Annotated in this window: 13 protein-coding genes; 5 read left to right on the top strand and 8 right to left on the bottom strand. The window is 72.3% G+C overall.

Translation table 11 applies throughout. From position 1 onward, the window contains the following. Nucleotides 1–188: 188 nt before the first annotated feature. From IO30_RS0104930 to IO30_RS0104910, 5 genes are all read right to left on the bottom strand, one after another. A complete protein-coding gene (locus IO30_RS0104930; protein ID WP_031139619.1) occupies nucleotides 189–1,220 on the bottom strand; it encodes an alpha/beta hydrolase in 1,032 nt (343 codons plus the stop codon). Between the two features lie 64 nt (nucleotides 1,221–1,284). Then, nucleotides 1,285–2,283: a type I glyceraldehyde-3-phosphate dehydrogenase gene (gene gap / locus IO30_RS0104925; RefSeq protein WP_031139618.1), complete on the bottom strand. Its 999-nt coding sequence runs from the start codon at nucleotides 2,281–2,283 to the stop codon at nucleotides 1,285–1,287. A 109-nt stretch (nucleotides 2,284–2,392) separates the two neighbouring features. Then, nucleotides 2,393–3,349: a GlxA family transcriptional regulator gene (locus IO30_RS0104920; RefSeq protein WP_031139616.1), complete on the bottom strand. Its 957-nt coding sequence runs from the start codon at nucleotides 3,347–3,349 to the stop codon at nucleotides 2,393–2,395. 169 nt (nucleotides 3,350–3,518) lie between these two features. Further along, nucleotides 3,519–5,024, bottom strand: a complete 1,506-nt coding sequence (gene proP, locus IO30_RS0104915; RefSeq protein ID WP_031139614.1) for a glycine betaine/L-proline transporter ProP — start codon at nucleotides 5,022–5,024, stop codon at nucleotides 3,519–3,521. Between the two features lie 117 nt (nucleotides 5,025–5,141). Then, nucleotides 5,142–5,558 carry an Mth938-like domain-containing protein gene (locus tag IO30_RS0104910; RefSeq protein WP_078904538.1) on the bottom strand — a complete coding sequence of 139 codons (417 nt, stop codon included), beginning with the start codon at nucleotides 5,556–5,558 and terminating at the stop codon, nucleotides 5,142–5,144. A 382-nt stretch (nucleotides 5,559–5,940) separates the two neighbouring features. On the opposite strand from IO30_RS0104910, the gene IO30_RS0104905 reads away from it, so the two are divergent. Continuing rightward, on the top strand, nucleotides 5,941–6,192 hold the full coding sequence (locus tag IO30_RS0104905; protein WP_157853097.1) for a hypothetical protein: 252 nt from the start codon (nucleotides 5,941–5,943) through the stop codon (nucleotides 6,190–6,192). A 77-nt stretch (nucleotides 6,193–6,269) separates the two neighbouring features. On the opposite strand, the gene IO30_RS45220 is transcribed toward IO30_RS0104905, so the two are convergent. After that, entirely contained in the window at nucleotides 6,270–6,431 is a 162-nt protein-coding gene (locus IO30_RS45220) for a hypothetical protein (RefSeq protein ID WP_157853095.1), read from the bottom strand. 277 nt (nucleotides 6,432–6,708) lie between these two features. After that, nucleotides 6,709–7,572: a hypothetical protein gene (locus IO30_RS0104890; RefSeq protein WP_051901883.1), complete on the bottom strand. Its 864-nt coding sequence runs from the start codon at nucleotides 7,570–7,572 to the stop codon at nucleotides 6,709–6,711. 520 nt (nucleotides 7,573–8,092) lie between these two features. Between IO30_RS0104890 and IO30_RS0104885 the strand changes: the two genes are divergently transcribed. From IO30_RS0104885 to IO30_RS0104875, 3 genes are all read left to right on the top strand, one after another. Continuing rightward, on the top strand, nucleotides 8,093–8,536 hold the full coding sequence (locus tag IO30_RS0104885; RefSeq protein ID WP_237403343.1) for a hypothetical protein: 444 nt from the start codon (nucleotides 8,093–8,095) through the stop codon (nucleotides 8,534–8,536). Nucleotides 8,537–8,910: 374 nt separating this feature from the next. Further along, nucleotides 8,911–9,354 carry a VOC family protein gene (locus IO30_RS0104880; RefSeq protein WP_031139604.1) on the top strand — a complete coding sequence of 148 codons (444 nt, stop codon included), beginning with the start codon at nucleotides 8,911–8,913 and terminating at the stop codon, nucleotides 9,352–9,354. 71 nt (nucleotides 9,355–9,425) lie between these two features. Further along, complete coding sequence (locus IO30_RS0104875; RefSeq protein ID WP_078903742.1) at nucleotides 9,426–10,709, top strand: AI-2E family transporter; 1,284 nt, start codon at nucleotides 9,426–9,428, stop codon at nucleotides 10,707–10,709. A gap of 61 nt (nucleotides 10,710–10,770) precedes the next feature. On the opposite strand, the gene IO30_RS45215 is transcribed toward IO30_RS0104875, so the two are convergent. Then, a complete protein-coding gene (locus IO30_RS45215; protein WP_157853093.1) occupies nucleotides 10,771–10,938 on the bottom strand; it encodes a hypothetical protein in 168 nt (55 codons plus the stop codon). A gap of 329 nt (nucleotides 10,939–11,267) precedes the next feature. Here IO30_RS45215 and IO30_RS0104865 point away from each other — a divergent pair, with 329 nt between their 5' ends. Beyond that, complete coding sequence (locus tag IO30_RS0104865) at nucleotides 11,268–13,286, top strand: SpoIIE family protein phosphatase (RefSeq protein ID WP_051901881.1); 2,019 nt, start codon at nucleotides 11,268–11,270, stop codon at nucleotides 13,284–13,286. Nucleotides 13,287–13,317 lie beyond the last annotated feature (31 nt).

Raw genomic sequence — 13,317 nt, 5'->3', positions numbered from 1 at the left:
TTACCCGGTCGCCCCGTTTCCAATCTGCCCGCCAGGCCGTCCGACGCCGGACGCGGGACGTCCGCGGCCGGGGGCGGCCGCAATCGGCCAGGACCCGAGAAGCGCCGACGGCAGGTCCTTCTTGCGTCGAGTCCGCCGCCACGTGCGCCGACCCGGACGGCTTCGCCTGGGAGAGCTCCGGGCTCGTCTCACACCGCTGGGGGTCCCGGGACGGGGGCCAGCACGCGCCGGAGCCAGCGGGTACGGGCGTCGCGGGCGTCGCGGCTGAGCGCCGCGTCCGGTGCGAGGGAGTCGAAACCGTGGAACGCGCCCGGCCACACGTGCAGTTCGGCCTGACCGCCGGCCCGCCAGATCGCGTCGGCGTAGGCCACGTCCTCGTCCCTGAACGTCTCGGCCGACCCGACGTCGACATAGGCCGGGGGCAGCCCGGACAGGTCCGTGGCCCGGGCGGGAGCGGCGTACGCGGGAAGGTCCGCCGCGCCGTACAGGTCGCCCAGCAGGGCCTGCCACGCGGTGGCGTTGGAGGTCCGGTCCCAGGTGTCGACCCCGGCCATCTGATGGCTGGAGAAGGTGTGGCTGCGGTCGTCGAGCATCGGGCACAGGAGCAGTTGCCCGACCGGCGCGGGCCCGCCCCGGTCACGGGTGAGCAGGGCGAGTGCCGCCGCGAGTCCGCCTCCGGCACTCTTGCCGCCGATGACGATGCGGTCCGCGTCGATGCCGAGTGCGCCCGCGTGCTCGGCCGCCCAGACCAGTCCGGCGTAGCAGTCCTCCAGCGGTCCGGGGTACCGCGTCCGCGGCGCCAGCCGGTATTCGACGGAGACGACGGCCAGCTCCAGCGGCAGGGCCCAGGAGCACAGCAGCTCCGGCAGGACGGACCACGCATTGCCCATGATCATCCCGCCGCCGTGCATGTAGTACAGCAGCGGCAACGGCCCTGCGAGCCCGGCGGGCCGTGCGCTCACGAGCGTCACGTCCGGCCCGCCCTGCGCTCCCGGTACGCGCAGCTCGTCCACCTCGAAGCGGCCGTCGGCCCGCAGGTCCCGGGCCGTCGGCCTGGGTCTGGCCGCAGCATCCTGCTCCTGCCGGGCCGCGAGGTTCTGCGCAGTGAGCGGCTCGCGCGGCGCGCCGCCCAACGCCGCGAGCGCCGCGTGCAGTTCGGGGTCGAACGCAGGCGCGCCCCCCGCCTTCGGGAGGGGGACGGGAGGTGGTGAGAGGTCCATGCGGCGTAGTCAACCAGCTGCCGGGGGCGCGACCCCTGGGGGTCGGGGCCGCGCCCGCGTCCGGTCAGCGGGAGGCGAGGAGTTCGAGCGTGTCGATCACCCGGTTGGAGAAGCCCCACTCGTTGTCGTACCAGGCGACGACCTTGATGTGGCGGCCGTCGACCCGGGTCAGGGCCGAGTCGAAGATCGACGAGGCCGGGTTGCCGACGATGTCGGCCGACACGAGCGGGTCGTCGGAGTACTCGAGGACGCCTGCGAGCGGGCCCTCGGCGGCGGTGCGGTACGCGGCCAGCACCTCGTCGCGCGTCACGTCGCGGGCGACGGTCGTGTTGAGTTCGACGATCGAGCCCACCGGCACCGGCACGCGGATCGAGTCGCCCGACAGCTTGCCGTCCAGGTTCGGCAGGACGACGCCGATCGCCTTGGCGGCGCCCGTCGTGGTCGGCACGATGTTGACGGCGGCGGCGCGGGCGCGCCGGGGGTCGCGGTGCGGACCGTCCTGCAGGTTCTGCTCCTGCGTGTAGGCGTGCACCGTCGTCATGAAGCCGTGCTCGATGCCGGCGAGGTCGTCGAGGACCGCGGCCAGCGGCGCGAGCGCGTTGGTCGTGCAGGAGGCGTTCGAGACGATCGTGTGCACCGCCGGGTCGTACGCGTCGGTGTTGACACCGAACGCGAGGGTGACGTCGGCGCCGTCCGAGGGCGCACTGACGAGCACCTTCTTCGCGCCCGCGTCGAGATGGGCACGGGCGTCCTTGGCCGAGGTGAAGCGGCCCGTCGCCTCCAGCACGATGTCGACGCCGAGTTCGGCCCACGGCAGCTGCGCCGGCTCGCGCTCGGCGAGCACCGTGATGCGGCGGCCGTCGACGACGAGGACGTTCCCCTCGACGGTCACGGGGCGGCCGAGCCGGCCGGACGTGGTGTCGTAGGCGAGCAGCCGCGCCAGCGTGACGGGCTCGGTGAGGTCGTTGACGGCGACGATCTCGAGGTCGCTGCCGCGCTCGAGGAGTGCGCGGAGCACATTGCGGCCGATGCGGCCGAATCCGTTGATGGCGATGCGAGTCATGTGCGGTGTCCCTTCGTTCACCCCAAGGTTCGCCCGGGGCGCCCACCCGGACCATCGGCGTGATCGCCATGGTTCGTAAGGATCGCGCCACACCCCCCGTCACACGGGGCTACTCGCCCGAGGCGAACGTGCGCCGGTACTCGCTCGGTGTGGTGCCGAGGACGCGCTGGAAGTGCAGCCGCAGATTGGCGGCGGTGCCCAGACCGGCATCGGCGGCGATCTGTTCCACGCTCCGCTGCGAACGCTCCAGCAGCTCACGCGCCAGATCGATCCGGGCCCGCATGACCCACTGCATGGGCGTGTACCCGGTGTCCTCGACGAAGCGCCGCGAGAACGTGCGCGGCGACACGGCCGCACGCTGGGCCAGCATTTCTAGGGTGAGCGGATCGCCCAGCCGGTGCAGGGCCCACTCACGGGTGGCGGCGAACCGTTCGCCGAGCGGCTCCGACACGCTGCGCGGCACGTACTGTGCCTGACCGCCGCTGCGGTAGGGGGCCGCCACCAGGCGCCGGGCCGCATGGTTGGAGGCGGCCACCCCCAGGTCGCCGCGCAGGATGTGCAGGCACAGGTCGATGCCCGAGGCGGCGCCGGCCGATGTCAGCACGCTGCCCTCGTCGACGAAGAGGACGTTCTCGTCGACCCGGACGAGCGGGTACTTCGCGGCGAGCTCACGCGCGTAGTGCCAATGCGTCGTGGCGCGTCTGCCGTCGAGCAGTCCCGTGGCGGCGAGGGCGAAGGCGCCCGTGGAGATGGCGGCCAGCCGCGCGCCGCGTTCGTGGGCCGCGACCAGGGCGTCGATGACCGCTCGGGGCGGGTCTTCACGGTCCGGGAGCCGGTAGCCGGGGATGAACACGAGGTCTGCCCAGGCCAGTGCCTCAAGGCCGTGCGCCACGGAGTACGACAGGCCGTCGCCGCCGGTCACCGGCCCCGGCGCCGCGCCGCACACCCGTACCTCGTACGGCATGCTCGCCCGGGTGCTGAAGACCTGCGCGGGGATACCGGCATCGAGCGGCTTGGCGCCTTCGAGGACGAGGACGGCTACACGACGCAGGCGGGATGGAGGCACGGGGACGAGGGTACGCGGGCTGCCGCTCCGAGCAGCCGGCCACCTGCCCGCGCCCGGCCACCTGCCCGCGCCGCGCCCCGCCCCGGGCCCGGACCACGACGGGGTCCCCGCACCACCGGGCGGGGACCCCGTCCGCATCCGCCCGGCGGACGGACCCACGTGCCTCCGGTCAGAACTTCGGGGCCGGGGACTGGGCCGCGCACAGCTCCGCGGCCTCCTCCTGCGTCTCGACGGACGGCGGGGAACCGGCGAGCGGCTGCTGCGCGGTCTCCTTCATGCAGGCCACGGCGATGATGCCGACCAGGGCAGCTGCCATCGCGTAGTAGGCGGGCATCAGGTTCGAGCCGCTCCAGTTGATCAGGGCCGTGATCACCAGCGGGGTCGTACCGCCGAAGAGGGACGCCGACAGGTTGTAGCCGACGGACAGCGACCCGTACCGGACCTGCGTCGGGAAGAGGGCCGGGAGCGCGGCGGACATCGTGCCGAGCATGCAGACGAGGGAGAGGCCCAGCATCAGCATGCCGACGGTGATCGCGGGGATGCCGCCCTGACGGATCAGGAGGAACGCGGGGAGGGAGAGCACGACGAACCCCACCATGCCGGCCATCAGCAGCGGCTTGCGCCCGAAGCGGTCGGAGAGCTTGCCGACCTGGCTGATGACGAGCATCAGGCAGAGCATCACGGCGAGCAGGACGAGCAGGCCGTGCGTCTCGCTGTAGCCGAGTTCGTCCGACAGGTAGGTCGGCATGTACGACAGCAGCATGTAGTCGGTGATGTTGTACGCGCCGACCAGGCAGATGCAGAGGATCAGCGTCGGCCAGTACCGGCGGAAGATGTGCGCGAGGTCACCCTTGGTGGTCGTCTCCACCCCGTCGGCGGCCTCGGTGGCCTTGGCCGCCTTGGCGCTGCCGCCCTCCAGCTTCTGGAAGGCGGGGGTCTCGTCGAGGCGCAGCCGCAGGTACAGGCCCACCAGGCCGAGGGGGCCGGCGACGAGGAAGGGGATGCGCCAGCCCCAGCTCTCCATCTGGGTGTCGTCGAGCACGGCGTACAGCGCCGTGACGAGGCCTGCCGCGCCGACGTAGCCGGCCAGGGTGCCGAATTCGAGGAAGCTGCCGAAGTAGCCGCGGCGCTTGTCGGGGGCGTACTCGGCGATGAAGGTGGAGGCGCCGCCGTACTCTCCGCCGGTCGAGAACCCCTGGAGCATGCGGAAGAGGATCAGCAGGGCCGGGGCCCACAGGCCGATCGTGCCGTGCGAGGGGATGAGGCCGATGGCGAACGTCCCGACCGCCATCATGATCATGGTGAGCGCCAGGACCTTCTTGCGGCCGAGCCGGTCGCCCATCGGGCCGAAGAACATCCCGCCCAGGGGCCTGACCAGGAAGGCCACGGCGAAGGTGGCGAACGAGGACAGCAATTGGGTGGTCTCGTTCCCGGACGGGAAGAAGACATGGCCCAGGGTGACGGCCAGGTAGGAGTAGATGCCGAAGTCGAACCATTCCATGGCGTTGCCGAGCGAGGCAGCCTTCACGGCGCGCTTGACCGCCCGGTCGTCCGTGACGGTGATGTCCGTCCTGCGGAGTCTGGGGTTCCGGCGCTGCCTGATGGCGCGGAAGAGTACGGGGTGGCGCTTCACCGCTTCCGGATCGGCCACCTGCTGGGAGTCGGGGGCCGCCATGGCCGGTCCTTTCCTCGGTGGGTGTTCCAGCAAGGGCGTGTGCGCGATCATGGCGGCTGCAAACGGAACCGAAACGGAATGGGACGTGCGTCACACCGCCCGAGGTCCGTCGGGGTCTCAACAGGTGGAGTGGAAGAGGCCGCCCACGGGCCGGTTCCCTGTGGTCAGGGTGTTGTAGAGGCTGACCGCTATCCGTGTCTCGTGCATGTGCGCTTCGGCGCCTGCCTCCCGGAGGAGTTCCAGGGTCGGCCCGGCGATCCGCAGCCGTTCGTCCATCCCGAGACTGAGGACGACGACCTCGGCGCCCCGTTCGATCAGCTCCTGCACGTCTGCGGGCTGGACCCCGGGCTCGTGCCGGGTGCCGTGCCGGGACCAGTCCCACGCGTGGCCGCCCCCCGGATAAAGGACGAAGTCCTTGCCGGGGGCGAGGCCTTCGACTTCCATCAGGCCCCATTCCAGGTGCTCGATCCTCGGGGACACGGGCGGGGCTGCGGGGGCGCCGGTGTGGGGCGGGCGGGTGTCGGCATCGGTCATGCGGTCAGCATCGCAGGCCCGCCCATTGCCGGGGGACCCGGACGCGAACGGTCCGCGCGGGCCCCGGCGATGGCCGGTCCGGGACGTGCAGGCGGGCCGATCCCGAGATGCTGAGTGGCCAGGACACGACTAGCCTCGGTGAGTGAGAGCCGCAACCGCGGGGCACGCCCCCGGTGGCTGAGCTCCCGCGACGACGGGAGCCCGAGTCTCTGACGTCTGCCCGCCTCGGGGGACCGCGTGGCCCACGGCCGCGTCGCGGGGGACCGGCGTGCGCACCGTTGTCGGCGGCTACGCAACCGATCCGCGCTGCCGTTCTGCTGCGGCCGCGGCCGCCCCTCCTGCTGTGAAGGCTGAGCGAGAGGTGGAGGAAAGGGTATTTCTCATGCATGCACAGAGAGTGAAGCGTCTTTTCGTCGTGTCCGCCGCGGGCCTGCTGATGGCCGGCGGTGCCGCACTCGGCACGGCGGGTACGGCTTCTGCGGCCGTCCCCACCCAGTCCGTCAGTTACCTCGCCGGGGGTGGATGCGGTGACGACAACGGCGGCCGCTACCACCACAGCGGTTGGGACGACGACGACGATGACTACGGCTACGGAGGCCACGGCCGCGGTTACGGCCACGGGCACGGTCACTGACCCGCCCCGGTGACGGCGCGATGCGCGAACCCCTTCCGGGAGTCGCGCATCGCGGCGCGTCTGCGTAAGGGGGTTGCTCAGTGGCGGGTGAGGTTCAGCCGCCGCCGGGGGCTCCGCCCCGCCGCCGGGGGCTCCGCCCCGCCGCCGGGGGCTCCGCCCCGCCGCCGCAGTCCGAGCTCGGTGACGCTGCGCTCGTACTCGGCCTCTGCGGCCGCGTCGGGGAGGCAGCCCGGTGTCACCGCGCGTGGTCGTAGCCTTCGCAGTCCGCCGGCCGGGGCATCAGGAACGCGTGGACCGCCCAGGTGCCGTCCTCCGTGACGGCGTCGGCATGACGCAGCGTCCGCCGCGGCTCTGCCGCCGGACTTCCTTGCCCGATGTCCATGTCCACCCCGGTTCCGCCTCAGGCTCGCATGCGCTTCGGGCCGGTCCGTCGTCCCGGCCCTGTTCAGGCTATCGAGACGACGGCCGGGCCCCTTGAGGGGGCCCGGCGGTGTCGCTCCGGACTGCGGTGAGGGGTCAGACCTTCACCGGCTCCTTCTCGTCCTTCGTGCCGGTGGCAGTCGCCGCCGCGGCGACGGGCTCGGTCGTGGCGGGCCGGGGCGCGGAGTACATGACCGAGCCCTGCTTGTGTTCCTTCTCGATGAGGTTCTTCTTGGCCAGCGTCTCGAGGGTGTTGCGGACGACCTGCGTGGAGGCGGGCCGGCCGGGGTGTGCCTGGGCCAGTTCGGTGCTGACCTCGCTGACCAGGCGGGGTTCCGCGGCGCCGACGAGGAGGGCGAGGACGAGTTCGCGCAGCGGGGGTTCCGCCTGGGGCGACTTGGTCCCGGTGTCCTTCTTGGCAGCGGCAGCGGCCGTGGTTGCGGTGGCTGCGGTGGTGGTGGCGCCGGCTGCGGCGGGGGCGGCCGTCGTCGCAGTCTTCGCAGCCGTGGTGGCGGGCTTGCGCGGGGCGGCCTTGGCCTTCGTACCGGTTGCGGCGGTCCCGGAGGCCTTCTTGGCGGGCGTGGCCTTCCGCGCGCGCGTAGCCCCCGCGGCCTTCTTCGCCTGCCGGGGCTTCGGGACGCTTCCGGCCACCGGCTCCGCGGCGGAAGCTGCGGGCGCGGCCGCGGTCTTGGCCGTGGCGGTCTTGGCCGTCTTGGTGGCGGGGGACCGGACGGCCTGGGCCGCCACCCGCTCGGCGGCCTTCCCGGCTCCGGCCGCCGGCAGTGCACCCTGCACGCCGCAGAGCCAGTTCTCGTCCGCCTTCAGTTGCTTCAGGCGCGCCTCGAGTTCCGCGATCTGCGCGGAGAGCTCGTCCTGTTCCTTCCGGTTGATCTCGAGATCGGCGGAGAACCGCTGCGCGTACTGCTTGTGGATGGGCGTGGTGTCCGGCTCGTTGACCATGTGCGGCTCACTCTCCTCATACCTCATGGTGTTGCTGCCGGATGTTACTCACCATCGGGCGCCCGCAGTTCCTTCCCTGCAATATCCGCTGTATTCCTCCGGCGTTGCGCATACCGAAGTCCCCGAATCGAGGGAGGCAGTAACCCCGGTTTACTGAACGGTTGTTCGAGGTATTGCCCGCGGTCGCCGAAGCCTTCCGCGCCCTCGTTACCGGCGGAGAACGTGCAGATGACCGGGCCGTACCCACTCCGGGATTCGGTGAAGGAGCGCCCTCGCAGAGGGAGATGACCGCTCAGTACAGTGGGCGGTCGGCCGTCTGCCGACTGCGGAGGGCAATCGCTCCCGCTACCCGATCAGGAGAAATCCCGTGCCATCGCACCAGCAGGTCCGTCATGTGCTCCGAGGGCAAAGGGCTATTACGCTCCGCGCCGTGGTGCTGTCGGCCGCATTGCTCACTCTCCCCCTCGGGTTCGGTCCGGCGGCGCAGGCGCACGGGCCCGCCCATGCAGGGCCGCGCGCGGTGAGCAGCCCGATCGCACCCGATCGGGCGACGGTCACGGAAGGGCAGGTCAAGGAGGTCGCGCCCGGAGGAGTGATCACTTACCCGAGCGTGACCAGCTGCCTGACCGTGACGGTGCGCCTGGGCGACGGCGGCCTCGTCGGCGCGCACGCCAGCCTGTTCCAGGTGCCCGGTGAACTGCGGTCCGACGAGATCCTGTCCGCCCTCCAGAGCCTGGTCGGATACCGCCCCGTGACCGCGGTCGAGGTCAGAGGAGCCGTCGGCGCCTGGCATCCCCGCTACTTCGAGAAGGCGATCGAGAGCCACGGCGAGGGGGAGCAGGTACCGGTCCCGACGGGCCAGGACTTCGACGGGCTCGCCCGGGCCGTGTCCCGGGGGCTGGGGGTGCCTCGCCCCCTCGTCACGGTCGAGGACGTACCGGACGGCGACCAGACCGTCCACTGAAACACCGTTCGCGGACAAGGGGTTTGGCCGCCCGGGAACGGGTCATACGCGTCAAGGCGAGCCCTGCCGAGGACGACCGGCAGGAGTGCTCGCCGAGAGCCCGGCCGCGCGGTGCAACCCCCCGGCATCGCGCGGCCACGGGGCTCCGTCACGACCGGACTGCCACGGGATCCGCCCGGCAGCCGGGCCTCCCGGCGCGACGTGCCCCCCCGAAGGGGCGTACGCCGCCACCGGCCCGGCGAACCCCCGGCGACGGCGCTCGGACCGCCGCCCCCGGGCCGCGGACCCACGGCAGCCCGGCGGACGGCCCTCGGGGTCGATTGAATTCCCGATTTCTCCCGGTTTAGTGCGTATGCGTGGTTTAACGTGACCCCATGGAACAGCGCATCACCCTGGTCACCCTCGGGGTGTCCGACCTCGCTCGCGCCAAGGGCTTCTACGAGGCCCTGGGCTGGCGGGGACAGGAGGTCGAGGAGACCGTCTTCTTCCAGGCCGGCGGGCTGGGACTGGTCCTGTGGGACCGGGGCAAGCTGGCCGAGGACTGCGGTCGGGGCCTCGGCCCGGCGACCGGGTTCGGCGGGATCGCCCTGGCCCACAACGTCCGGTCCGAAGCCGAGGTGGACGCGCTCCTCGACCTCGTGCAGCGGGCCGGAGGCACCGTCACCAAACCCGCGGCGGTCAATGCGATCGGCTTCTACTCCAGTGCCTTCGCCGACCCCGACGGTCACGCCTGGGAGGTGGCGTACAACCCGGGATTCCCCCTCGCAGCGGACGGCACGCTCACGCTGCCCGATTTCGGCGCCGGTGCCCACGACTGATCGAGCGGACCGCACCTGCCTGAGCACGGGAAACGTGGGCACACGACGAGTGGGACGGAAGGGGGCTCCGGATGACCGGAATCCGCGGCTGGTTGGGCCGGGTCAAGGACCGCGCCGCAGCGTTCGGTGAGCGCCGCGCACAGGCGCAGGCGGACTACGACGGCGAAGCGGCCGCCGAGCGCGAACGCGCGGCGGCGGCCCGCCGCGTCCGCCCCCGTCAGCGGGACCCCGCACTGACGGTGCCCTGGGGCGTACGGGTCGCGGCCGAGGCGGGCTGGCGGTTCCTCGTCCTCGCCGCCGCGCTGTGGGTCGTGATGAGGGTGATCGGATCCGTCCGGATCGTCGTCCTCGCCTTCGCCGCCGCACTGCTGGTCACCGCGCTGCTGGAGCCGACGGTCGCCCGGCTGCACCGGCACGGGCTGTCCCGGGGACTCGCCACCGCCGTCACCGCGGTCTGCGGGTTCGTGGCGCTCGGCCTGGTCGGCTGGTTCGTCGTCTGGCAGGTGCTCGACAATCTCGACAACCTGTCCGAGCGCCTCCAGGAAGGCATCGAGGAGCTCAAACGCTGGCTCCTCGACAGTCCCTTCCACGTGACCGAGCAGCAGATCAACGACGTCGCCGACAAGCTGAGCGATGCCATCGGCACCAGCACCACCGAGATCACCTCGAAGGGTCTCCAAGGGGTGACCGTGCTGGTGGAGGTGATCACCGGCATGCTGCTCGCGATGTTCTCCACGCTCTTCCTGCTCTACGACGGCAAGCGCATCTGGCAGTGGATCCTCAAACTGGTGCCGGCCGCCGCCCGTGCGGACCTGGCCGACGCGGGTCCGCCGGCCTGGCGCACGCTCACCGCGTACATCCGGGGAACGATGATCGTCGCCTTCATCGATGCCCTCTTCATCGGCCTGGGCATCTACTTCCTCGGCGTGCCGCTCGCCGTCCCCATCGGAGTGGTGATCTTCCTGTCCTCGTTCGTGCCCCTCGTCGGCGCCGTCGCGTCCGGGGCGCTGGCCGTGGTCGTCGCGCTGGTGACCCAGGGCGTGTTCACCGCGCTGATGGCCCTGCTGATCGTGCTCGCCGTCCAGCAGATCGAGGGCCACGTGCTCCAGCCGTTCATCCTGGGGCGGGCCGTGCGGGTCCACCCCCTGGCGGTGGTGCTGGCCGTGGCCACCGGCGGTGTCGTCGCCGGTATCGGCGGAGCCGTCGTCGCCGTTCCGCTGGTCGCCGTGGCCAACACGGTGGTCGTGCACCTGCGGGCCCATGCGGGAGACGAGGCCCTGGACCCCGTACCCGGTCCGGCCGCGGACGACGGTGCGGCGGGCGGGCCCACCGCACCGGGCGAACACCCCGGATGACGTCCGGGGACGAGGACTCGGGCACGTCCCGCCCGTCGGCCCCGGGACCGCAGCGGCATCCTCAGAGGTTGTCCCACAGCCTGCGCCAGAAGTTGTCGCGGACGTCCTGCAGCCAGTGGCCGGTATTGCAGTGCAGCTTGCGCACGATCGGGAAGGGCTGCGGCACGGGGCGTCCGCACCACTGGCACGGTGTGGTGCGGGGAGGCGGCGGGCCCGGCTGAGCGGTCATCGGCCCTCCTCGCCCTCAGCGGTCCGGCCCGCCGCGCGGCCCGGTGCGAACCGGATGCGGAGCGGCGTCCAACCTGCCTGACCGTCCCGGTCGTTCGTCTGTCTCATGGCCCCAGTGAAACCGGCCTGTCTGCGCGACGCCTCGGGCGCGGTACTCAGATCGTCCGGTGCTTCGTACTCAGGGCCCCGCGAGGCCGGCGGGGCCGTGACCTTCGGCCCCGGGGCGCAGGGGAGTGCGCCCCGCGAGGGCGGGACGTCCGGCCCTGGTCCGACGTCGCCGCCCTCGCTTGAGTGGAAGGTCGCGTCACCTATCCGGACGGACGGCCCGAGATGAACCTCTCGCTCGCAGCACCCTCCCGTACCGCCCGCATCCTGGTGGACCTCCCGCACGGGCCCGGGGGCCGCTCGGTGATCCTCGACGCGGACGCCCGCGCGGGCTCCCTGCTCGGCATGGATCCGCGGGCGATCGTAGGCCTCCGCCTCTGCGACCTCGCCCCTCCCGGGCACACCGGGTCGGTGTCCCGCCTCCTGCTGGACGTCGCCCTGTCCGGCAGCCGGGCGGCCCCGGCGGACCGGGCCGCCCGCCCGGCGGTGACCCGCAGCCCCCTGCTGCTGCGGGGCACGGACGGAGGCGAGGCGGTGCTGTGCCTCGTATCGGCCTGGCCAGCCGAGGGGCCCGACGGCCGGGCCGCCGCCGTCGTGGAACTGGGGCGGCCCGACGGCACCGACTGGGAGAGCTGGGCCCTGCTGCACGCCGCGGCCGCGCTCCGGGGCCAGTCGGTATGGGCCTACGACGAGGACCGCGACCGGTTCCGCTGGGTCGAGAACGCGCTCGAGTGCGCCGGCCGCCGGGACGGGAGGGAACTCCCCCTGCACCAGGTGCTGGAGCAGGTGCACCCCGAGGACCGGGAGCACGTCGCGCGCGGCGTCCGGGCCCTGCGGCAAGGCGACGGCAGTGAGGTCGTGGACATCAGCTTCCGCCTCCGCGACGGCCAGGGCGGACACCGCTGGCTGCGCTCCGTCTCCCGCACCGTGCGCATCGGGTTCGGCGGGACGCGCCAGATCATCGGCTCGACCTGCGACCACACCGCCGACGTGGAACACGACCGGGCCGTGACGCACGAGCACTCGCGCCAGAGCAGGCTGGTACGGGAACTGGCCACGGCGTTCGTCGCCGCCCAGACGGAGGACGAACTCACCGACGCCCTCCTGCACAAGGTGGCCCCCGCCTTCGCGGGAACCGGCACCCTCCTCGCCTTCGTCGAGAACGAGCGCCTCAGGGTCACCTTCGGCGAGGGCATCGACCCCGCAATGGCGCGCTCCCTGCACGGCATGGGGCTGGACGCACCCAAACCACTTGCGCACGCCATCCGTACCGGGCGCACCGAGGTCATCGGCTCGCGCGCGGCCTACCGCGCGGCCTGGCCACAGGCCCACGGGCTGCTCGACGCCACGACCGCGCAGTCGTTCCTCATGGTGCCCTTCGCCGCCGAACCGGGCAGACCCCTCGGCGGCTGGGTCATCACCTACGACACCCTCCACCACATCACCGGGCCGGAACGGACCCTCCTCGGTGTCATCGCCGAACTGGCCGGCCAGGCATGGGAACGGATCCGCCTCAGTACCGCCCGCCTTGAGCTGGCCGGTGCGATCCAACGCGACATGCTCCCCGCCGCGCTGCCCCGCATCGAGGGCTTCGACATAGCGGCGCGCTACCTGCCGGCCAACGAAGGCCTTGAGGTGGGAGGCGACTGGTACGACGTGATCGCCCTCCCGGACGGCGGCGTCGCCTGCATCATCGGCGACGTCCAGGGCCACAACATCCAGGCGGCCGCGCTGATGGGACAGGTCCGCACGGCCATGCACGCCTACGCCTGGGAGGACCCCTCGCCCGACCGGGTCCTGGAGCGGACGAACGAACTCATGCTCCAGATGGGCGCCACCGGCTTCGCGACCTGTCTCTACGTCCTGCTCGACCCGTGCGGCCAGGTGCTTTCGGCGCGGGCGGGCCACGTCCCGGCGGTGCGGTGCGGAGCAGCAGGGGCCTCTGCGCCCGAGCCCGCGGGGGGACTTCCGCTGGGGGTCCTGCCCGGTGCGCGGTACCCGCTCTCGCAGAGCCGTCTGGAGGAGGGGGAGACGCTCACCCTGTTCACGGACGGGCTCGTGGAGGGGCCGCGGCTCACCCTGGACGAGGGCACGGCCCTGCTGTGCCGGACTCTGGAGGAACACCGCGACACGGGGGCCGGGGAGATCGCGGACGCCTTGATGGACTGCGCGCGGGCCACTCGCCACGAGGACGACCGGGCCGTGCTGGTGGTGCGCAGGCTCCGGGGGCCGCACAGCGGGTGACGTCGGGGGCAGCGCCCTGCGCGGTGCGCGG

The sequence above is a fragment of the Streptomyces xanthophaeus genome (genome assembly GCF_000725805.1).
Lineage (GTDB): Bacteria > Actinomycetota > Actinomycetes > Streptomycetales > Streptomycetaceae > Streptomyces > Streptomyces xanthophaeus.
Note: the sequence above shows the minus strand (reverse complement) of the source record. Positions and strands in the feature narration are given on the sequence as shown.